Source organism: Saccharothrix sp. NBAS 001 (genome assembly GCF_056640475.1).
The window spans coordinates 3,737,076-3,758,225 of record NZ_CM153251.1; the positions used below are offsets into that span (position 1 = coordinate 3,737,076).

Here is a 21,150-nt window from a genome sequence, read left to right on the forward strand (position 1 = left end):
GTCAGCTCCTTCCCACCGCGACGGCGAGCACCGGCGACCCGAGGCCGTCGACCCGGGGCCGGGCCACCGCGGCGACGGCTCCCGGTGCGGAGAGCACGACGAGCCCGTCGTCGGTGACCTCGTCCACCTCCAGGGGCGCGGACCGGTCGACCCGCACCCCGGCCAGCGCGGCGCGCGCGGCGGCCACCCGGCAGGCGACCACCTCGACCGGTTCGTCCAGCTTGCCCTCGACGCAGGTGACCGTCTCGCCGTCGGCCCGCGCCGCCGCGCCGGGCCCGTCCGCGCCCCAGGCCACGCCGACCGGGTGGTCCGCGCGGGCGAGCAGCACGTGACCGCGACCGGTGGCGGCGGTCCAGCCGTCCGGTCCGGTCCGGTCCGCGCCCGCCAGGACCAGCTCGACCCGCCGGGCCACGCCCAGTTCGGCGATCCGCCGGCTGAGCAGCGGCCCGACGAGCGACACCGGCAGCGGCCGTTCCCACGACGCCGGGCCGACGGCGTGCAGCCGCAGACCGTCCCAGCGGGCCACGGCCGCACCCGCCGCGTCCACCACGTCCACGTCGAACACGTAGTCGTCGGCGGTGTGCGAGCGTTCCACGGCGTGCACGCGCAGCACACCGCGCGGCGCGCGCCACACGGTGAACCGGTCCGCGCCCACCGGCAGCGCCCGTCGGTGCGGCACGCACGCCAGCAGCACGTGCAGGGCGGCGTCGTGGGCGCCGGGGTCCCCGAGCAGCAGCCGCTGGCGGTGGAAGTCGGAGAACCAGGTGCTCTCCGGCTCGGCGCGGACGCGCGCGACGACCTCGAACGCGGACAGCCGCTGGTAGTCCAGCAGGCGGCGGAACCGCCCGCTGTGGAACAGCAGCGACCCGTAGAAGGGGTGCACCCCGTCGTGTTCGTGGTGGGGCGGGTCGTCGGCCGCCGCGAACCCCGGTCGGGCGGGGGCGGGGGCCGCCCCGCGCACCACGGCGGTGAAGCGGTCGGTCCCGAAGGCGTCGGACTCGTCGCGCAGGGCGACCCGCACGCCGTCGTCCGGGTGCCCGCAGGCCAGGGCGAGCACCCGCACGACGCGCGAACCGCGTTCCTCCACGGTGACCGGGCTGCGCAGGTCGACGTCGGCGAACTCCCACCGCTGCGGGCCGCCGGACACCGCGTCCACGGCCTGCGCCATGGCCTCCAGGCCGATCACGGCCGGCAGCACGGGCACGCCTTCCACGCGGTGCTCGTCCAGGTACGGGTCGTCGCCGAGGGACAGCGACGCCTCGACCACGGCCTCCACCCCGGCGACCCGGACCGGCAGGTCCTCGGTGAACCGCAGCGGTTCCGGCACCGGTCCGGCGACCGCGAGCGTCGGCCCGGCGGGGAACCGGCCGGCGAGCAGGAGCGTCACCGGGGCTTCGGGGTCGGCCAGCACCCGCAGCAGCGCGGGCGGGCCGTCCGCCGCGGTGACGGGGGTGATGCCGGTGGCGGTGAGGGCGTCGACCACGCCCATCCGCTCCCCCATGCCCAGCCCCGACCACAGCGACCACTCCAGCAGGTGGAAGCGGCACCCCGGGGTCGCCGCCGAGGCGCGTTCGACCTCGGCGCGCAACCAGTCGTTGGCCACGCAGTACTCGGCCTGGCCGGGCAGCCCCCGCCGACCGATGATCGAGCCGAAGCCGACCACCAGCCGCAGCGTCGGCGCGGCGGCGAGCAGCAGGCGCAGCCCGGTGACCTTGGGCTCCAGCGTCCGCCGCAACGACTCCGCGCTCACCGCGTCCATCCGCTGCGGGGTGTTGACGCCCGCGCCGTGCAGCAGGCCGCGCACGTGGCCGAGCGCGGCGGCGGCGGCCACCAGGCGCGCCACGTCGGCGGGATCGGTGACGTCGGCCCGCACGTAGTGGGCGGCGACGCCGTCCCCGAGCGCGTCGAGGACGCCGGGCGCGTCGACGGCGGAGCGGCCGACCAGGACCAGCGTGCAGCCGGTGCGCCGGGCCAGGGCCGCGCCGCACTCGGCGGTGATGCCCGCCACCCCGCCGGTGACCAGGCAGACGTCGCCGGGCCCGAGCGGCGGCTCGCCCGCCGGACCCGGCACCCGCAGGTGGGTGGCGACCCGCTCGGCGCGTCCCGCCGGGGTGATCCGCAGCTCCCGGTACCCCTCGGCGGCGATCAGGCACGGGTCCACGCGCTCGTCGTGGACCTCGACCACGGTGACCGCGCAGCCGGGCAGCTCCACGGCGGCGCTGCGGCCGGTGGCGGCGGCGGCCGGGTGGCCGGCGTGGGCGACCACGAGGCGCTCAGGCCGGTTCCGCGCGACCAGGGCGAGCACCCGGGCCACCTCCCCGGGCCCGGTGTCGGCCAGCCAGACCGCGAGGCCGGCACCCGGCAGCGGCGCGCGGTGCAGCCAGTGGCCGGGTGGCGCGTCCACCGCCCACTCGCCCGGGGGCGCGGGTGGCTCCACCGGGTCGAACGGCGTCCAGCGGTGCTCGAAGGCGCGCACCCAGCCCGCCAAGCCGGCGGGCAGCACGCCGGCGGCCTCCTCGACCGCGAGCGGCTGGGCGGCCAGGAGGTCGGCGACGTCGGCGACCGTGGCGTCCACGACCGACGACGCGACCCCCGGCGGGCGTCTGCCGAGCACGGCGGCGATGGCGGCCACCACCTGGACCACCTGGAGGGAGTTGAGGTGCAGGTCGCCGAGCAGGGTGCTGTCGGGCCGGATGCCCGCGGCGGGCAGCTCCAGCACGCGGCTCAGGTGCGCCCGCACCACCTCGACCGGGTCGGCGTCCGCCGCCGCGCGCCGCTGCGGCACGTCCTCCTCGGCGGGCCGGGGGCGCTGCTCGGGGACGTCGACGGCCGGCCGCCACCCGCCGGGCACGCCGGTCTCGCACGGGTTGGCGAGCAGCTCGACCGGCGCGTCCAGGCCGAGCGGGCGGTGCGGGCGGCCCGCGAACCACGCGTCGAGGTGGCCCGCGGCGCACGCCGCGAGCGCGGCCGTGGCCAGCGCGTGGCGCCGGGAATCACCGCTGTCCAGGGAGAACACCGGCACCCCGGGCACGGCGACCCGGGCCAGGTCGGTCAGCGTGGTGCCGGGACCGGCCTCCACGAGCAGGTCGCACCGCTCGGCGAGGGCGCGGACGGCCTCGGTGAACCGCACCGGTCGGGTCACCTGGTCGGTGAGCAGTCCGGCGAGGTCGGCGGTGGCGGCCAGCTCCCGGCCGGTGACGGTGGAGAACACCGGTCGGGCGGGCGGGGCGAACGCGATCCCGGCCAGCTCCGCGCGCAGCGGCTCCACCACGTCGTCCATGGCGTTGCTGTGGAACCCGTGCGAGACGCGCAGCGCGGTGGCCGCGATCCCCTCCCCGCGCGCCCGTGCCACGAGCCGTTCGACGTCGTCCACCCGCCCGGCCACCGCGGTCTGCTCCGGGCCGTTGAACCCGGCGACCTGGACGTCCAGGCCGTCCGCGAGGGCCGCGACCCGGTCGGGTCCGGCACCGACACCGGCCATGGTGGTCCCGGGCCGGCCGTAGCGGGCCATCACCCGGCCCCGGGCCACCGCGAGGTCCAGCGCGGTCGCCGGGTCCAGCGCGCCCGCCCACGCCAGCGCGCCGATCTCGCCGAGGCTGTGCCCGACCGCGCCGACCGGGCGGCAGCCGGAGGCGTCGAGCCACGCCAGGGCGGCGAGGGACTGGCGCACGATCGCGGGCTGGGCGACCGCCGTGTCCCGCGCGCCGTCCACGAGCCGGACCCCGCCCGCTGCGGGCACGTCGAGGTCGTCCGCCCACGCGCCGAGGTCGGCGCGGACCGGTGCCGCCTGGCCCGGCAGCAGCACGCCGACGCGGGCCGCCGCGCCCGACGCGAGCACGACGCCCGCCTTCTCGTCCAACGTGAACGCGCCGTTCCACGCGGCCAGGTGGTCGCGCGCGGCGGTGGCGGCGCGGTGCAGGCGGTCCGGCGTGCCGGCGACCAGCGCGCAGCGCACCGCGCCGAGGCCGTGCCGCCCGGCGTGCAGGGTGGCCGCCAGGTCGTGCACCTCGTCGGTGCTGAGCCGGGGGGCGAGGTCGGCGAGGACGCCCACCCGCTCCGCCAGCGCGGCCGGGTCGGGGGCGTCGAGCAGCACGATCGCGTGGCGCGGGGCGCGGCGGCCGAGCGCCACGACGCGGGGCGGCAACCCGGTGGCGGCCGTGGCGGGCCGGCCGCGCAGCACCACGTGGGCGTTGACGCCGCCGAAGCCCATGGCCGACACCGAGGCCAGCGGTGTGGCGGTGAGCCACGGCTCGGGTTCGCCGAGCAGCCGCAGCGGGGTCGTCGGGCGGCGCAGCAGCTCGTGCGGCGACTCCACGCCGGTGGTCGGCGGCAGCACCCGGTGGTGCACCGCGAGCGCGGCCTTGATCAGCCCGGCCGCCCCGGCCGCGGCCTTGGTGTGGCCGATGTTGGCCTTGACCGAGCCGAGCGCCGCACGGGCCGACCCGTCGCCGCGCACCCCGATCAGCGCGGTCAGCTCGACCTCGTCGCCGACCCTGGTCCCGGTGCCGTGCCCCTCGACCAGCTCGACCGCGTGCGGCGCGACGCCCGCCATCCGGTAGGCACGCGCCATCGCCAGCGACTGGCCGTGCGAGCGGGGCCGGGTCAGCCCTCCCGCGCCGTCCGACGAGGTGCCCCAGCCGGCCAGCACCGCGTAGGTGCGCAGCCCGGCGCGCTCGGCGTCGTCGGCGCGCATCAGGGCCACCACGCCGCAGCCCTCGCCGGGCAGGAACCCGGTGGGCGACTCGTCGTAGACCCGCATCTCGTCCACCGCCAGCGCGCCGGTCCGGGCGAAGCCGACCAGCTCGAACGGGTCGAGGCTGAGGTCCACGCCGCCCGCCAGCGCGAAGTCGAGGTCGCCTGCGAGCAGCGCGCGGCCGGCCGTCATCACCGAGATCAGGCTCGACGCGCAGGCACCGTCCACGGTGAAGCCGGCGCCGTGGAAGTCGAAGTGGTTGCACACCCGGCCGGCGATGGTGTTGGACAGCGCTCCCGCCAGCGTCTCGTCGTTGGGCACCGGGAACGGGTCGCGCACCAGGTCGCGCAGCAGGCCGACGACCTGCCCCGCCCGCTCGTCGTCGATCCCGGCGCCCGCGAGCGCGGCGGCGGCGGCGCGGTGGATGAACGGCCACCGCCCGCGCAACTGCGCGGCCCGGGAGAACTCGCCGGTCATCGTGTTGCCCAGCAGCACGCCCACCCGGTCCCGGTCCAGGCCCCGGCCGTCCGGGAACCCCGCGTCGGCCAGGGCGTCGGCGGCGGTCTCCAGGGCGAGCCAGTGGACCTGGTCCACCGCGCGGTGCAGCGGGCCCGGCACGCCGAACCGCTCCCGGTCGAACCGCCAGTCGCGCAGCAGGCCCGCGTGCGTCACGTAGGTGCGGTCGAGGTCGTCGGCCGAGCCCAGGTAGCCCTCGGACAGCCGGCCGCCGGGCAGCCGGCGGAAGCCCCGCCGCCGGCCCAGGACGGTCTCCCACAGCTGCGCGGGCGAGTCGGCGTCGGGGTAGCGGCACGCCAGGCCCACCACGGCCACCCCGGCGGAGCGGCTCATGACGCCACCGGGGCCACCGGATCGGCGGCGGCCGGCGCGTCGGCGGTCTTGCGCCGCGACGCGATCACGAGCACCACGGCCCGCAGCAGGCAGGTGATCACCAGGGCGAAGAAGAGGCCGAACGAGATCTCGTCCACCACGAGCAGCGCGTAGACGACCGCCGTGGTCACGCCGAAGACCACTTGGCCGCGCCGGGAGGACGGCGTGCTGCCCGGGTCGGTGATCATGTAGTTGGTGAACAGGATGAACGCCAGGCCCGTCATCGGGACCAGCGCGCCGAGCAGCGCGTGGTCGAGCAGCAGCCAGCGCAGCACGGCCTGGAGCACGAACGCGCCGACCCAGGCGAGGATCAGCGGCGACTTGCCGGTGAGCTTGGCGTTGAGCATCGTGCCCGCCATCAGCACGCCGAGGGGGATCAGCCAGTCCAGGGTGCCGGTGGTGAAGCTGGTGAAGTGGTAGGGCGGCGCGATGCCCACCCACGGGAACAGCACCAGGACCACGGCGATGCCGGTGTTCGACGGGTTGAGGACGTGGCGCAGCTTGCCGTCGACGCGCAGGCGCACCAGGTACTTGCTGCCGTTGCCCACCACGACGGCGAACACGTAGGGCCACAGCGAGGAGTTGCCCCACAGCAGCATCCCGCAGGCCAGGCCGGTGATGTGCGGCGGCAGCAGGAACACCGCGGCGGCGCGGAACCCGCCCAGGTAGGCGGCTCGCCGTCCGGTGGCCCACGCGTCCAGCGCCTCGAACAGCAGGGCGCTGGCGTAGCTGACCAGCACGGCGACGACCGGGGTGATCGGCGCCTGCTCGAAGCCGAGCACGGTGTGGCCGAGGACGTTGAACACGGTGATGGAGGCGGCGAAGCGGATCAGCGCCTTGACCCTGCGCTCGGCCGGGCTCAGGCCGGCGGGGGCGGCGGGCGCCCCGGCCGGCGCCCGCGTCGCGACCGCCGGTGCGCCTCGGTCGAGTTCGGGTCGCGTCGGGGTGGTCGTCATCGCACTTCCGCCGTTCCGTCGGTGTCGAGCAGGATGGTCGAGCGGCCGGGCCGCACCTGGACCCGCGCCTCGTGCTGCCCGGACGCGTCGCGCCAGTTCACGGTGGCGGGCACCGGGTCGCCGCCGGGCAGCGCGAAGTGCAGTTCGGGGGCCGACACGCCGGTGTGCCCGTTGGCCGGGTAGAGCTGGGCGCGCTGCGGCCGGTCGGGGTGGTGCAGCCGCACCTGCGCGCCGATCGCCGGGGTCACCGCGCCGCCGGGGCCCGCCGGGGCGGGGCGCACCAGGCGCAGCGCGGCGGAGGGCCCGGCGGCGGCGGTGTTGTGCAGCAGGACCGAGTTCTCCCACTGGTTGGCCACGACCACGTCGAGCCTGCCGTCACCGTCCACGTCGCCGAAGGCGAGCGCCCGGGTGTTGTCGTCGGCGGCCACCGCGCCGGTCTCCCGGGCGAGGTCGGTGTAGCGGCCGTCCGGGCCGCGCGCGTAGAACCGGTTGGGCTCGTGGCCGGACAGGTCGTCGCCCGGCCGGAAGTGCGGCCAGAACGCCGGGTGGTGCAGCAGTTCGTCGTTGCCCATGGCCAGTTCCTGCAACAGCGGCCACCGGTCGACCTCGCCCTTGAGGAACCCGTTGGCCTGCATGATCTCGTCCACGCCGTCGTTGTCGAAGTCGCCGGCGCGCACGTCCCAGCACCAGCCGGACCTGGACAGGCCCAGGGCCTCGGCGCGGTCCCGGAACGGCAGGCGGCCCGCCGCCAGGTCCGCCGGGGACCCGTCCGGGGCGAACGCGAAGTTGCTCTCGTGCAGGGCGAACGGCGTGGTGATGTTGCTGACCACGATCGTGGGCAGCGGCGCGTCGCGGTCGTAGGTGAACGTCACGCCCATGCCCTTGAAGGAGTCGTTGCCCAGCACCATCGACTTCGGCGTGGTCAGGTCGCGCTCGCCGCGGATCTCGGTGAGCTTCACGTGGCCGGGCGTGGACTCGTTGAGCATCAGCTGGTCGGGGCCGAAGTCGTTGGCCTGGTAGATCTCCGGCAGGCCGTCGCCGGTGAGGTCCTGAAGGCCGGTCGCCAGGGTCCAGGACAGGGCCGCGTCGCGGGTGAGCGCGGTGCCGGCGTCGGTCACGGCGGGCAGTTCGTCGGGGCGTCCGCTGGGTTTGGTCAGCAGCAGCCGGTTGGTGCCGCCGTTGCGGGCCAGCGCCATCGAGTCCTGCATCTGCATGCGGGTCTCGTCGCCCGCGTCCGGGTCGAGCACACGGGCGCCGTCGGGGAAGTAGTTGCCCACCAGGAGGTCGAGGTTGCCGTCACCGTCGACGTCGCCGACGTTGAGCGTCTCGGAGTTCCAGACCTGCATCGGGGAGACCAGTTCGACCGCCCGGTAGCCGGCGGGGGTGGGCACGCCGGGGCCCGCCGTGTTGAGGAAGACCACCGGCGAGCGGCCCCAGTAGTGGACTACGTGGTCGACGTCGCCGTCGGCGTCGATGTCGACGGGCACGCACCCCATGGGCGCCATCGTGCGGTCGTAGGCGAGGCCGGCGGGCACCAGCCGCACCGGCGGGTAACCGTCGCTATCGGACGGTCGGGCCGGGCGCAGCGTCACGGAGTCGTCGCGCGGGTCGACCAGGCAGAGGTCGCCGGGCCGCCCGGTGCCGCGCACGTCGGACAGGCCGGCCGCCGCGCCGACGGAGGAGATCCAGCCCCGGATGTCCCGCAGGCCGGGCGCGACGGCGCGTTCGGTGCGGGCGCCCGGCGGCACCTGGTTCACCACCTCGGCGGTGAAGCGGTAGCGGGCGGCCAGCGCACCCGCCTCGGCCCCGCCGAGCGCGGGCCGCACCACCATCAGGCTGGCTGCCGCGCACAGGACGACGATCACGGCGGTGACCAGCAACTGTCGTGCTTTGATCCGCATGGGCTTCGCACTCCCCCGGTCGAGTCAGCGGCGTGCGGCGACCAGTCCGCGCAGCCTTTCCTTCCACAGCAGGTACGAGCGGACGTCGGCCGAGGCGCGCAGGTCGGTCGCGGTGCTCTCGCTCCACCGGGCCGCGTCGTCGACCGCGACACCGAGCAGCCGCGTCGCGGCGCGCGCGGTGTGGGCGGGCACGATGCCCGACCGGTGCCGGGCGGCGGCGCCGAACACGACGCCCTGGCCGAAGTGGTCGTGGTGCGGCGCGGCGGCGGCCCCCAGGCGGTCGAGCACGTCGTCGTCGACGCCACCCGCGTAGGTGGCGGCCAGGCCGACACCGGCCCACAGGTGCGGGCGCGCGGGCTCGGCGGCCCGGGCGACCACGCCCGCGATGCCGTCCGGATCGGCGGACTCGGCGAACCACAGGGCGCGCCCGCAGCCGGCGAGCCGCGCCTCCCACTCCGGGCCGGGACGGCTCGCGGCGCGCCGGTGCAGCGCGCGCAGGCCACCGAAGAACACCTCGCCGAAGCCGGAGCCGTCCAGCGCCAGCCAGCGCAGCAGCGGGTCGTCGGGCAGGCGCGGCGCCGCCGCGATCCGCGCCGGGGTGAACAGCCAGCCCGCGCCGACGTGGATCAGGTGCACGTACCGGTCCCCGGGGCCGGCCAGCAGCCGGCGCACGGCCCGCGCCCGGCCCGCCGTGATCAGGTCGAGGATGCCCGCGTACATCGCCGCGCCCTCGTAGGCGAACCCGCGCTCCTCGTCCGGGATCCGCCCGTGCAGCTCGTCGTGCGGCGCCGCCCACCTCGCGGAGGCGAGGTTGAAACCACGCAGGAAACTGCGGGCGTGATCCTCCAGGACGCTCCGGGCGGCCGGTCGGTCGACCCGGAAACCACGTGCGCCGAAATCCGCGAGAAAGAGCGGCAGACGCAGCGGCGAACGCAATCGGGGCACGCTGCGAAGCGTTCCGCTTCGGTGGTATTCGCGCACTGCCGCCCCATCCATTTGGCAATGGTCTACGATTCACGCGGACCGTGCGGGCGTCTTGCGCCAAACACGGCCTCGACGCCGTCGTACCGTTTCTACCAGCATCGACGTGCCTCCTCAACCTGAGTCCGGAACTTCACACGTTTGCCGTAGAAGATCGTCCGGAGTCGCCGGACAGCAGGTGAGCGGCGGATAAGTTGAAGTAGGCAAAGGTTTGTCCACCCGGCAGGTAATAAGCCCCCGGGCAATCCGTGGACCATTCGCCGGATAGGTCGCGCGACCGGCCCGCGCGCGGTACCGGAAATCTATTGATTCCGTGCGGCGGAATCGCTTGTGCATGCGGTGTGGGGCCGCACCGCTGCGGCCACCGGCGGGTGCTCAGCCCCCGGGCCCGCGCACCTGACCGGCGCTCACCCGGCAGTCCCCCACCGTGCGACGTGCGCGTCGTGCGCGGCCAGTAATCGGCCACGTCTGCGGACGTCGAGCAGGCTCGACTCCAGCGAGGTGCGGGCCGCCGCCACGAGGTCGGCGACGTCGAAGCCGAGCCCGGCGCGGGCCACCCGGTACTCGCCGAGGGTGGACGAGCCGAACAGCACCGGGTCGTCGGAGCCCAGCACCACGGCCACGCCCGCGGCCCGCAAGCGGCGCACCGGGTGGTCGGCCAGGTCGGCGACCACCCCGGTGCGCAGGTTGCTCGTCGGGCAGATCTCCAGCACGGTGCCGCGCTCCACCAGTTCCGCGACCACGGCGGGGTCCTCGGCGGCGCGCACGCCGTGCCCGAGCCGGACCGGGTCGAACCGCAGCGCGTCACGCACCGCGTCGGCACCCGCCGACTCGCCGGCGTGCGGGACGAACGCGACGCCGCGGTCACGCGCCCACCGCACCGCCCGGCCGAACAGCGACGCGCTGCGGCCGGACTCGTCTCCACCGAGCCCGAGCGCCACCACACCGCGATCCCGGCCCCGCACGCACCACTCGGCGGTCAGCAGGCAGTCCTCTTCGGACAGGTCGCGCACGTGGTCCAGGACGAACCGCACGCTGATGCCGTGGTCGCGCCACGCGCGCCCGGCACCGTCCCAGAGCCCGTCGACCACCTCGTCGAACGGCATCCCCCGGTCGCGGTGGTGGGTGATCGCGGAGCAGGTGACCTCGGCGTGCACGACGCCCTGCGGCGCGAGGTCGTCGGCCAGCTCCGCCACCGCCCGGGAGAAGTCCCCGGGCTCGCGGAAGGCGTCGGTGCAGGACCGGTAGAGCTGCGCGAAGTGCCGGAAGTCGCGGAACCGGAAGCGTTCGGCGATCCACCGCCCGTCCAGGCCGGCGAACCCGCTGCCGTTGCGCCGGGACAGCTCCAGCAGCGTCGTCGGGCGCAACGCGCCCTCCAGGTGGACGTGCAGCTCGGCCTTCGGCAGATCCGCGACGAACAGCTCCACGTCGGGTGTCCAGGTGGGGTGATGCCGTGTGCGCATGGCGCCTGCCCCTCCGACGACGATCGGCTTCTGACCCATCGAGGCCCGTCAACCACTACCGTTTTTAGCACTTAATCCACGTGGCATACAAGGGCCTCAGCAGCTCACCACGCCTCCGGGGGGCCGGGTTCACGGAGTCGACCGGCCGCTGCCGCGCCGTCGCGGCGGCCACCTCCGGCGGGCGCGCGAAGCGCGAACCACCCCTCGGCCGCGACGTGGCCGGGGCGCCCGGGCCCCGCCCCGGCCACTCCACCGCCGCGAGTCGGGCCGCGCACCCGGCGGCAAGCCCGTCGCGGCGGCGGCGCCGACCCCGGCCCACGCCGTGACCAGGCGATCAGCGGTCGCACGGTTGGCGCACCGACGAGTGGCCCCGGCCGAGCCGGACCGGACGACGCCGGACATCCCGAGCATCGCGCCGGCGGCGAACGGCCGCAGCCGTACGAACCCCGGCACCACGACGGGCGTGGCGACGGTCGGCGGCGATGGCGACACCTGTCCTGCCGGGCCGCCCCGCCCGAGTCCCGCGGCCGCCCCGCGCCGCCGTGGCACCGCCCGGGGGCGTCGCACCGCAGCCGCGGACGTGAGCCACCCTCGGCGGATGTTCCCGCCATCACCTGGCCGATATGCTGTTACTTTAGTTTTTACTAGTGTCGTATCGGCGTGCGGCCGTGGGAGGAGTGGTGCCGGTGGATCAGGCGTTCCTCGCCCTGCCCCTGCGTCGGCTGGCGGACGCCGCCCTGGACCGCGCGCGGCTGCTCGGCGCACGGCACGCCGCCGTGCAGATCGTGCGGACCCGACGCGGGCACCTGCTGCTGCGCGACGCACGCACGGCGGCGTCCTCCGACACCGAGCAGACCGCGCTGTCCGTGCGGCTGTTCACCGCGCGGGGCCACGGTTTCGCGGCCACCTCCGTGCTGACGCCCGAGGCCGCCGCCGACGCCGCCGACCGCGCCCGGGAGGTCGCGCTGGCCGGCGAGCCGCTGGCCGGCGGCGTGGAGTTCGCCGACGAGCCCGTGCACCACGAGGCGGTGTGGGTGTCGGCGCACGACCTCGACCCGTTCGACGTCCCCGAGCCGGAACGCGCCGCCCTCCTCGCCGGCTGGAGCGCCGCCCTGCTCGCCGCCGCCCCGGTGTCCTCCGTGCTCGCCAAGTGCGTCGCGACCCGGGAGAACCGGTTCTACGCCGACCTCGCGGGCACCACGACCACCCAGCAAAGCGTGCGCGTGCACCCGCAGGTGCTGATCGCCGGCGCGCACCCCCGCACGGGGCACGTCGAGACGCTGCGGTCGTGCGGCCCACCGACCGCGCGCGGCTGGGAGTACCTGGGCGGCTCGGGCTGGGACTGGGCCGGCGAGGTGGCGGCCATGCCCGACCAGCTCGCCGCCAAGCTCCGCGCCCGACCCGTCGCCCCCGGCGCGTACGACCTGGTCATCGAGCCCTCCAACCTGTGGCTGACCGTGCACGAGTCGGTCGGCCACGCCACCGAGCTGGACCGCGCCCTCGGCCACGAGATCAGCTACGCGGGCACCACGTTCGCCACGCCGGACCTGCTCGGCTCGCTGCGCTACGGCTCGGAGCTGATGACGGTGACCGCCGACCGCACCGCGCCGCACGGCATGGCGACCACCGGCTACGACGACGAGGGCGTGGCCGCCCAGTCGTGGACCCTGGTCGAACGCGGCGTGCTGACCGGCTTCCAGGTGGACCGCTGCACGGCCGCCGCGATCGGCGCGGCGCGGTCCAACGGCTGCTCCTACGCCGAGTCGGCCTCGCACGTCCCGCTCCAGCGGATGCCGAACGTGTCGCTGGCGCCGTCGACCGCGCCGTGCTCCACCGAGGACCTGATCGGCCGGGTCGAGGACGGCATCCACCTGGCGGGTTCGGCGAGCTGGTCGATCGACTCGACCCGGTCCACGTTCCAGTTCACCGCCCAGCGCTGCCGGCGCATCCGCGCGGGCAGGCTCGCCGAACCGCTGTCCGGGGTCGCCTACCACTCGTCCACCACGGACTTCTGGGCGTCGCTCGCCGGGCTCGGCGACGAGACCACGGTGACCGCCTTCGGCGCGGACCTCTGCGGCAAGGGACGGCCCGCGCAGGCAGCCGCCGCGAGCCACGCCTGCCCGTCGGCGCTGTTCAGCCGGGTGCCGGTGCGCCACGTGGGCGGAGCGGGCGCGTGATCCCCGCGCACCAGGCGGCCGACCGGGTCCTGGCGGCCGGGCGGCCGGGCGACCAGGTGGCCGTCGTGGTGGACGAGACGACGCACGCGCACCTGCGCTGGGCGGGGCCGACCGCGACCAGGGCCGGCCACGTGCTCGACCGGCGGGTGCACGTCGTCGTGATCACGCCCGGGCGCACCGCCGCCGTGGTGGCCGCGAGCGGCGACCTCGACGCCCGCGCCCTGCGCGACCTGGTGGACGCCGCGTCGTCGGCCGCGCGCCGGGCCGGGGCGGAGAGCGGGGTCGAGCCGTTGCCGCCACCGGACCTGCCGGCGGCGGCGGACTGGGACGCCCCGGCGGCCACCGCGCCACCGGCCGTGCTCGGCGGGCCGGCCGCCGCGATCGCCGAGGCCGCGCGGGAGTTCGCCGCGCGGGGCCGCGTGCTGCACGGCTACGCCGAGCACGAGGTGCGCACGACGCTGCTGGGCACGACGGCGGGCGCGCGGCTGCGACACGTGCAGCCGGCCGCCGTGGTCGACCTGACGGCCCGCGACGCCGTCGCGCCCGCCTCGGCGTGGGCCGGGGTCGAGGTGTCCGACCTCGCCGACCTCGACCTGCCGGGGCTGCTCGACTCCCTGGCGCGCGGGCTGGACCGGGGGCGCAGGCGCATCCGGCTGCGGCCGGGCCGGCACGAGGTGCTGCTGCCGCCGTCGTGCACCGCCGACCTGCTGCGGCACCTGTACTGGTCCGCCGGTGCCGAGGACGCCGCCGCCGGGCGCGGCGCGTTCGGTGCACCCGGTGGCGGCACCCGGCTGGGCGAGCGGCTCGCCGCGCTGCCACTCACGCTGCGCAGCGATCCCCGGGAGCCCGGCCTGGAGTGCGACCCGTTCGTGGTCGCCCGCACGTCCGGCGCGGACACCTCCGTGGCGGACAACGGTCTCGCGCTCGGCCCCACCGACTGGATCGCCGACGGCGTCCTCAGCGCCCTGGTGCACACCAGGGCGTCGGCGCGGCGCACGGGCGGGCGGGTCACGCCGCGCATCGGGAACCTGGTGCTCGACGGGCCGCCGGGTGGGGCGTCGACGGCGGACATGGTCGCCGCGACCGGGCACGGCCTGCTGCCGACCTCGCTGTGGTACCTGCGCGAGGTCGACGGCCGCACGCTCCGGCTCACCGGCCTGACCAGGGACGGCGTACACGTGGTGCGCGACGGCGAGGTGGTCGGCTCGACCGACGACTTCCGCTTCAACGAGAGCCCGCTGCACCTGCTGGAGCGGGTCACCGAGGTGGGGCGGACCGAGGTCACCCTGCCCCGCGAGTGGGACGACGAGCGCACCCGCACGGCGATGCCCACGCTGCGGGTGGCCGATTTCACCGCGCTCGCGGCGGGCTCACCGGGATGAGCGCTCAAGCGCGCCCGACGCCCTGAGGCTCACCTCCGACCACAGGTCATTTCATTAAGTTATACCGATCTGCACCGGCGGGTGAGGCGGCGACCCCGTGGGAGGATCGCTGCGACGGCGGTGTCCGGCACGACCGCGCGGCACTACCGTCGGACGGGTGGCGACGACCGAACCGTGCCGGGCCTGCGGCGGCTCCACCGCGCCCTTCCTGGACCTGGGCCGCCAACCGCTGGCCGACTCGTTCCGCTCGCCGGGGGCTTGCGACGAGGAGTTCCGGCACGACCTGGTGGTCGGCCGGTGCACCTCCTGCACCATGGTCCAACTGCTCGCCGAGGTGCCCCGGGAACGGATGTTCCACTACGACTACCCATACCGGTCGTCCGGCTCGCAGGTGATGCGCGAGCACTTCTCGCGCACCGCCGCCGAGCTGGTCGCGGGCCGGGCGGACCCGTTCGTGGTGGAACTGGGCTGCAACGACGGCGTGCTGCTGCGCGCGTTGCGGGACCTGGGGGTGCGGCACCTGGGCTTCGAGCCGTCGGGCGCGGTGGCGCGGGTCGCCGAGGCGTCCGGCGTGCGGGTGCGGGCGGAGTTCTTCGAGGAGCGCACGGCGGCCGAGGTGCGGCGGGCGGACGGCCCGGCGGACGTGGTCTACGCGGCGAACACCTTGTGCCACATCCCGTACGTGGAGTCGGTGCTGCGCGGGGTGGACGCCGTGCTGGCCGACGACGGGGTGTTCGTCTTCGAAGACCCCTACCTGGGCGACATCCTGGCCAAGACCGCGTTCGACCAGATCTACGACGAGCACTTCTTCTACTTCACCGCGCGGTCGGTCGGCGGTCTGGCCCGGCGGTTCGGGCTGGAACTGGTGGACGTCCGGCGGCTGCCGGTGCACGGCGGCGAGGTCCGCTGCACGCTGGCCCGCGCCGGACGCCGGACCCCGACGCCCTCCGTCGCCGCGCTGCTGGCCGAGGAGGACGCGGCCCGCGTCGCCGATCCCGCGCGGCTGGCCGAGTTCGCGGCGGACGTGCGGCGGGTGCGGGACGACCTGGTCGCGTTGCTGACCCGGTTGCGGGCCGAGGGGCGCGAGGTGGTCGGGTACGGGGCGACGGCGAAGAGCGCCACGGTGACCAACTTCTGCGACATCGGGCCGGAGTTGGTGTCCTACGTGTGCGACACGACGCCGGCGAAACAAGGGCTGCTCACGCCCGGCAAGCACATCCCGGTCCACCCGGTCGAGCGGTTCGCGGCGTCCTACCCGGACTACGCGGTGCTGTTCGCGTGGAACCACGCCGAGGAGATCATGGCCAAGGAGCAGGGGTTCCGGGACGCGGGCGGCCGGTGGATCCACTACGTCCCGCGAGTGCGGGTGGTCTGACCGATGACGACGGTCTACCGGGGCGGGTACGCCGAGGTCTACGACCGGGTGATGCTGACGCGCGGCCGCGACCACGCCGCCCAGGCACGGGCGGTGGCGGCGCTGGTCCGCGCGCCCGAGCGGGCGGCGTTGCTGGACGTGGCGTGCGGGACGGGGCTGCACCTGGAGTTCCTCCGGGCGCGGTTCCGCGAGGTGAGCGGGCTCGACGCCGCGCCGGAGATGCTCGCCGCGGCGCGGGCGCGGGTGCCGGGACTGCGCACCCACCTCGCCGACCTGCGCGCCGTCGACCTGCCCGACCGGTTCGACGTGATCACGTGCCTGTTCGCGGTGGCGCACCTGGAGCCGACCGAGCTGGCCGCGACCGTGCGGCGGCTCGTCGGGCACCTGAGGCCGGCCGGGGTGCTGGTGGTCGAACCCTGGTACGCCCCGGAGGAGTTCGTCGACGGGTACGTCGCGCGGGACGTGGTCGACGGCCCGGACGGCGCGACGGTGCGGCTGTCGCACTCGACCCGCCTCGGGCCGTCCCGGATCCGCGTGGTGGTGCACTACGCCGAAGCGCACCGGGACAGCGGGCTGCGGCACTCGACGGAGACCGCGGAGCTGAGCCTGTTCACGCCCGGCGAGTTCGCGTCGGCGTTCGAGGCCGCCGGGTGCGTCGCGGAACGGGTCGACGCGCCGCCGTTCGCGTGGGGCCTGTGGGTGGCCCGTGCCTAGAGCGCCCGCGTCCAGGGTGCTCGTGCTGGGCGGCACGGGGTTCGTCGGCCGGCACGTGGCAACGGCCTTCGCCCGGCGCGGCGCGGAGATCGCGGTGGTCGCCCGCAACCCGACGGGCACCGCCCACCCGGCCGTCGCGTGCGACCTGACCGCCCTGTCCGACGCCGGTCTCCGCGCCCTGGTCGACGCCCACCGCCCGGACGTCGTGGTGGACTCCACGGGCAGCAGCTGGGGCCTGTCCGACGCCGAGATCACCGTCCGCTGCACCGACCTGCCCGAACGGCTCGTGGCCGCGCTCGCCGGCAGACCCGTGCGGCTGGTGCACCTCGGCTCGGTCCTGGAGCACGGCGACCCGCCCGCCACGCACTACGGCCGGGCGAAGGCGGCCGGGTCCGCCGCCGTGCTCTCCGGTGACCTCGACGCGGTGGTCCTGAGGATCGCCAACGCGGTCGGCCCCGGCCTGCCCGGCTCCAGCCTGCTGGGCCGGGTGGCGCGGGCGCTGCGCGCGGTCCCGCCGGTCGTCCGGGTCTTCCCGCTCACCGCCCGACGCGACTACGTCGACGTGCGGGACGTGGCGGACGCGGTCGTGGCGGCCTCGGTGGCGGACGCGGCCGGGCGGGCCGTCGACGTCGGTCGGGGTGTCGCGGTGCCGGTCCGCGACCTGGTCGAGCGGCTGGTCGAGATCAGCGGGACCGCCGCGACCGTGGTGGAGCGCGGTGCCGGCGGCTGGCGGTCCGCGGTGGACAGAACCGTGGCGGACACCGCCGCCGCGCGGGAGGTGCTGGGGTGGCGGGCGCGGCGGGACCTCGCCGGCGCGGTGCACGACTTCTGGCAGGGGGTGGTCCACCAGGACGTTCCAGGTTACTATATAAAATCTTAGCAAACTGGGGAGCGGGCAGATGACCTCCTTGTTCGCCCCGGACCACCGGGGCAGGGCGCTGGCGATCGCGGGCTCGGCGCTGACCAGCCCGGACGCGCCCGGCGCGCGGCGCTGGCTGTCCGGGCTCGACCCCCGGCTGCGCGCCGACGTGGTGCCGCTGGCCGACCTGCCCGGCTGGGTGCGCGACCCGCCGACCGGCGACCTGGGCCACCGCAGCGGCCGGTTCTTCACCGTGCAGGGCCTGCGCGTGCTGGTGCGCGGCGCGCCCGTCGAGCAGTGGAGCCAGCCCATCGTCAACCAGCCCGAGGTCGGCGTCCTGGGCCTGCTGGCCAAGGAGTTCGACGGGGTGCTGAAGTTCCTGGTGCAGGCCAAGGCGGAGCCGGGCAACCGCAACGGGCTGCAACTGTCGCCCACCGTGCAGGCCACCCGCAGCAACTACACCCGCGTGCACGGCGGCAAGGCCGTGCCGCTGCTGGACTTCTTCCGCGATCCCCCGCCGGACCGGCTGGTCGCCGACGTGCGGCAGTCCGAGCAGGGCGCGTGGTTCCTGCGCAAGCGCAACCGGAACATGGTGGTGCTGACCACCGAGGAGGTCGAGCCGCCGGAGGACTTCCGCTGGCTGACCCTGGGCGAGCTGCACGCCCTGCTGGCCCACGACGACCTGGTCAACATGGACACCCGGACGGTGCTGTCCTGCCTGCCGTTCACCGGTCCCGGGCTGGCCGCCGAACTCGGCGCGACCGGCTCGGACTTCCGCGCCGCGCTCATCCGCTCGTGCGGCGAGGACGAGTGGGCCCGGCACACCGACGACGACCTGCTGATGTGGATCACCGGCGCGCGCACCCGGCACGAGGTGCACACCCGGCAGGTTCCGCTGGACGGGCTGCCCGGCTGGCGGCGCACCGACGAGCGGATCAGCCACGAGAGCGGCCGGTTCTTCGACGTGGTCGGCGTGGACGTGCACGCGCGGCGGCGCGAGGTCGCCCGGTGGTCGCAGCCGATGATCCGGCCGCACGGCGAGGGCGTGGTGGCGTTCCTGGCGCAACGCATCCACGGCGTGCTGCACGTCCTCGCGCACGCGCGGGTGGAGCCGGGTTTCGTCGACGTCATCGAACTCGCGCCGACCGTCCAGTGCACCCCGGCCTCGCTGGAGGCGCTGCCCGCGCGGGCCCGCCCGCCGTTCCTGGACGAAGTGCTCGCCGCCGACCCCGGGCGCATCCGCTACCAGGCCACGCTGTCCGAGGAGGGCGGCCGGTTCCACCACGCCCGCAACCGCTACCTCGTCGTGGAGACCGACACCCACCCGGCCGACGCCGAGTCCCCCGACCACCGCTGGGTCGCGCTGCGCCAGCTCGCGAACCTGGTGCGGCACAGCCACTACGTCAACGTCCAGGCCCGCAGTCTGCTGGCCTGCCTGCACAGCCGGTTCGGGGCCGCCCGATGACCACCCGGGTCTGGGCCTACCTCGACGAGTACGAGACCGAACGCGACGACCTGCTCGACGCCGTGGACACCGTCTTCCGCTCCGGCCGGCTGATCCTCGGCGACAGCGTGCGCGGGTTCGAGGCCGAGTACGCCGCCTACCTGGGCGTCCGGCACTGCGCGGGGGTCGACAACGGCACGAACGCACTGGTGCTCGCGTTGCGGGCGCTCGGCGTCGGCCGGGGCGACGAGGTCGTCACGGTGTCCAACACGGCCGCGCCGACCGTGGTGGCGATCGACCAGGTGGGGGCGCGGCCGGTGTTCGTGGACGTTCGCGCCGACGACCACCTGATGGACGTGACGCAGGTCGAGGACGCGATCACCGAGCGGACCCGGTGCCTGCTGCCGGTTCACCTGTTCGGGCAGTGCGTGGACATGGCACCGCTGACCGAGATCGCGCGCAGGCACGGTGTGCCGGTCCTGGAGGACTGCGCCCAGGCACACGGCGCGCGCCACCACGGCCGGCGGGCCGGGGCGATGGGCTCCGCCGCCGCGTTCTCCTTCTACCCCACCAAGGTGCTCGGCGCGTACGGCGACGGCGGGGCGGTCGTCACCGACGACGACGCGGTGGACGCGGCGTTGCGCCGGCTGCGCTACTACGGCATGGCGGACCGCTACTACGTGGTGGACACGCCGGGCCACAACAGCCGGTTGGACGAGGTGCAGGCCGAGATCCTGCGACGCCGGCTGCGTCGGCTCGACGGCTACCTGGAGGCCCGCCGGCGGATCGCCCGGCGCTACGACGAAGCGTTGCGGGACACCGGTCTCGTGCTGCCGAGTGTCAACCCGGGCAACGAACACGCGTACTACCTCTACGTGGTGCGGCACCCGCGCCGCGACGAAGTCCTGGAACGCCTGCGGGCGCAGGACATCGACCTCACCGTCAGCTACCCGTGGCCCGTGCACACGATGTCCGGGTTCGCCCACCTGGGTTACCGGCGGGGTGCGCTGCCGGTCACCGAGCGCCTCGCCGACGAGGTGTTCTCGCTGCCGATGTACCCGTCGTTGCCGGAAAGCGTTCAGGACCGGGTGGTGCGGGCGCTGCGGCGATTGCCCGCGTGACGGCGGATCACTACATTCGTCCACACCGTTCCCGCGTCACCGGAGTTGGCCGCGACACCACGGATCCGGACTGGGGTGGCCCCATGCGCGTGATCTTCCTGCCCGCACCCGCCGTCGGGCACGCCTTCCCGCTCGTGCCGCTCGCCTGGGCGTTCCGCCTGGCGGGCCACGACCCGGTGTTCGCGACCGGCGGCGACGGGCTGGCCGTCGGCCGGGCCGGCCTGCCGGTGCTGGACGCGCTGCCGGGCCGCGGCACCGCGGAGCTGCTGGCCGGGTTCGCCGAGACGGTGCCGCACCTGTTCGCCCCGCTGGAGGGCGACCCGGTCGCCGCGATGAACGCCCGCAAGCCGGAGATCGTCGCCGCCTGGGACCCGCTGGTGGACGCGCACCTCGAAGTGGCCCGGCGGATCCGGCCCGACCTGGTGGTCTACGACCCGATCTTCGCGGTCGGCGCGGTGGTGGCCGCCGCGCTGGACGTCCCGGCCGTCGCGCACGCGGTGACGATCTCGCGCTACGACGCCGACCTGGTGCGCGCGATGCCCGGTGCCGTGTCGTTGCGCCGGCACGGGCTGGACGCGCCCCGCCGGGTCCGCACGATCGACGTCGCGCCACCCAGCCTGGCCGAGGGCGTCGCGCCGGACCTGCTGATGCGGTACGTGCCCTACAACGGCTCCGGAGTCCTGCCGGACTGGCTGCTGAGCCCGCCCGCCGGGGCGCGGGTGGCCGTCACGTGCGGCTCGACGTACGGGACGCGCGCGTTCCTCGGGCGGATGGCGCGGGTCGCCGCCGGCACCCCGGACGTGGAATACGTGCTGACCCTGGGCAACGCCCCCGTCGACGCGCCCGTCGACCTGCCCGGGAACGTGCGGCTCACCGGGTGGGTGCCGCTCAACGCCCTGCTGCGCACGTGCTCTGCGGCGATCCACCACGGCGGCGACGGAACGCTGCTGACCTGCTGCGCGTACGGCGTGCCGCAACTGGTGCTGCCGAGCGCGCCGGACGAGGTGGTGAACGCGAAGCTGATGCTGGGCCGGGGCGCGGCGCACGTGCTGTGGTCCGAAGAGGACTTGGCCGGCGCGGCGGTGCGGGACCTGCTCCACGACACCGGGCTGCGCGGGGTCGCCCGCGACCTGCGGGCGGAGCTGACCGCCATGCCCTCCCCCGCCGAGGTCGTCGCCCGATTGGGCTGAGTCATT

General features: G+C 75.6%; 13 protein-coding genes. 8 read left to right on the forward strand and 5 right to left on the reverse strand.

All coding sequences use genetic code 11. The features are described 5' to 3' along the window. Position 1: 1 nt before the first annotated feature. The 5 genes from AC0HI0_RS15750 to add form a co-directional block, all read right to left on the reverse strand. Positions 2-5,542 carry an SDR family NAD(P)-dependent oxidoreductase gene (locus tag AC0HI0_RS15750; protein WP_480933101.1) on the reverse strand — a complete coding sequence of 1,847 codons (5,541 nt, stop codon included), beginning with the start codon at positions 5,540-5,542 and terminating at the stop codon, positions 2-4. After that, on the reverse strand, positions 5,539-6,537 hold the full coding sequence (locus AC0HI0_RS15755) for an enediyne biosynthesis protein UnbU (RefSeq protein ID WP_480933102.1): 999 nt from the start codon (positions 6,535-6,537) through the stop codon (positions 5,539-5,541). Before AC0HI0_RS15755 ends, AC0HI0_RS15750 begins: the two co-directional genes overlap by 4 nt. After that, positions 6,534-8,438, reverse strand: a complete 1,905-nt coding sequence (locus tag AC0HI0_RS15760) for a CRTAC1 family protein (RefSeq protein ID WP_480933103.1) — start codon at positions 8,436-8,438, stop codon at positions 6,534-6,536. Before AC0HI0_RS15760 ends, AC0HI0_RS15755 begins: the two co-directional genes overlap by 4 nt. Positions 8,439-8,462: 24 nt before the next feature. Next, positions 8,463-9,383: a DUF1702 family protein gene (locus tag AC0HI0_RS15765; RefSeq protein ID WP_480933104.1), complete on the reverse strand. Its 921-nt coding sequence runs from the start codon at positions 9,381-9,383 to the stop codon at positions 8,463-8,465. A gap of 443 nt (positions 9,384-9,826) precedes the next feature. Continuing rightward, complete coding sequence (add, locus tag AC0HI0_RS15770; protein WP_480933105.1) at positions 9,827-10,882, reverse strand: adenosine deaminase; 1,056 nt, start codon at positions 10,880-10,882, stop codon at positions 9,827-9,829. Positions 10,883-11,568: 686 nt separating this feature from the next. Here add and AC0HI0_RS15775 point away from each other — a divergent pair. The 8 genes from AC0HI0_RS15775 to AC0HI0_RS15810 all read left to right on the forward strand — a co-directional run bounded on the left by AC0HI0_RS15775 (position 11,569) and on the right by AC0HI0_RS15810 (position 21,144). After that, the gene (locus tag AC0HI0_RS15775) at positions 11,569-13,059 is read left to right on the forward strand and encodes a TldD/PmbA family protein (protein WP_480933106.1); all 1,491 of its coding nucleotides are present in this window, start codon (positions 11,569-11,571) and stop codon (positions 13,057-13,059) included. Continuing rightward, positions 13,056-14,441 carry a metallopeptidase TldD-related protein gene (locus tag AC0HI0_RS15780; RefSeq protein WP_480933107.1) on the forward strand — a complete coding sequence of 462 codons (1,386 nt, stop codon included), beginning with the start codon at positions 13,056-13,058 and terminating at the stop codon, positions 14,439-14,441. The genes AC0HI0_RS15775 and AC0HI0_RS15780 overlap by 4 nt, the downstream gene beginning before the upstream one ends. Positions 14,442-14,598: 157 nt before the next feature. After that, complete coding sequence (locus tag AC0HI0_RS15785) at positions 14,599-15,816, forward strand: methyltransferase domain-containing protein (RefSeq protein ID WP_480933108.1); 1,218 nt, start codon at positions 14,599-14,601, stop codon at positions 15,814-15,816. Positions 15,817-15,819: 3 nt separating this feature from the next. Further along, on the forward strand, positions 15,820-16,530 hold the full coding sequence (locus AC0HI0_RS15790; RefSeq protein WP_480933109.1) for a class I SAM-dependent methyltransferase: 711 nt from the start codon (positions 15,820-15,822) through the stop codon (positions 16,528-16,530). Positions 16,531-16,546: 16 nt separating this feature from the next. After that, a complete protein-coding gene (locus AC0HI0_RS15795) occupies positions 16,547-17,410 on the forward strand; it encodes an NAD-dependent epimerase/dehydratase family protein (RefSeq protein ID WP_480933110.1) in 864 nt (287 codons plus the stop codon). Positions 17,411-17,429: 19 nt separating this feature from the next. Further along, positions 17,430-18,854 carry an NDP-hexose 2,3-dehydratase family protein gene (locus AC0HI0_RS15800; RefSeq protein ID WP_480933111.1) on the forward strand — a complete coding sequence of 475 codons (1,425 nt, stop codon included), beginning with the start codon at positions 17,430-17,432 and terminating at the stop codon, positions 18,852-18,854. Beyond that, positions 18,851-19,954, forward strand: a complete 1,104-nt coding sequence (locus AC0HI0_RS15805; protein ID WP_480933112.1) for a DegT/DnrJ/EryC1/StrS family aminotransferase — start codon at positions 18,851-18,853, stop codon at positions 19,952-19,954. Before AC0HI0_RS15800 ends, AC0HI0_RS15805 begins: the two co-directional genes overlap by 4 nt. An 83-nt stretch (positions 19,955-20,037) precedes the next feature. After that, positions 20,038-21,144 (forward strand): nucleotide disphospho-sugar-binding domain-containing protein, encoded by a 1,107-nt coding sequence (locus AC0HI0_RS15810; protein WP_480933113.1) that lies wholly within the window; start codon positions 20,038-20,040, stop codon positions 21,142-21,144. Positions 21,145-21,150 lie beyond the last annotated feature (6 nt).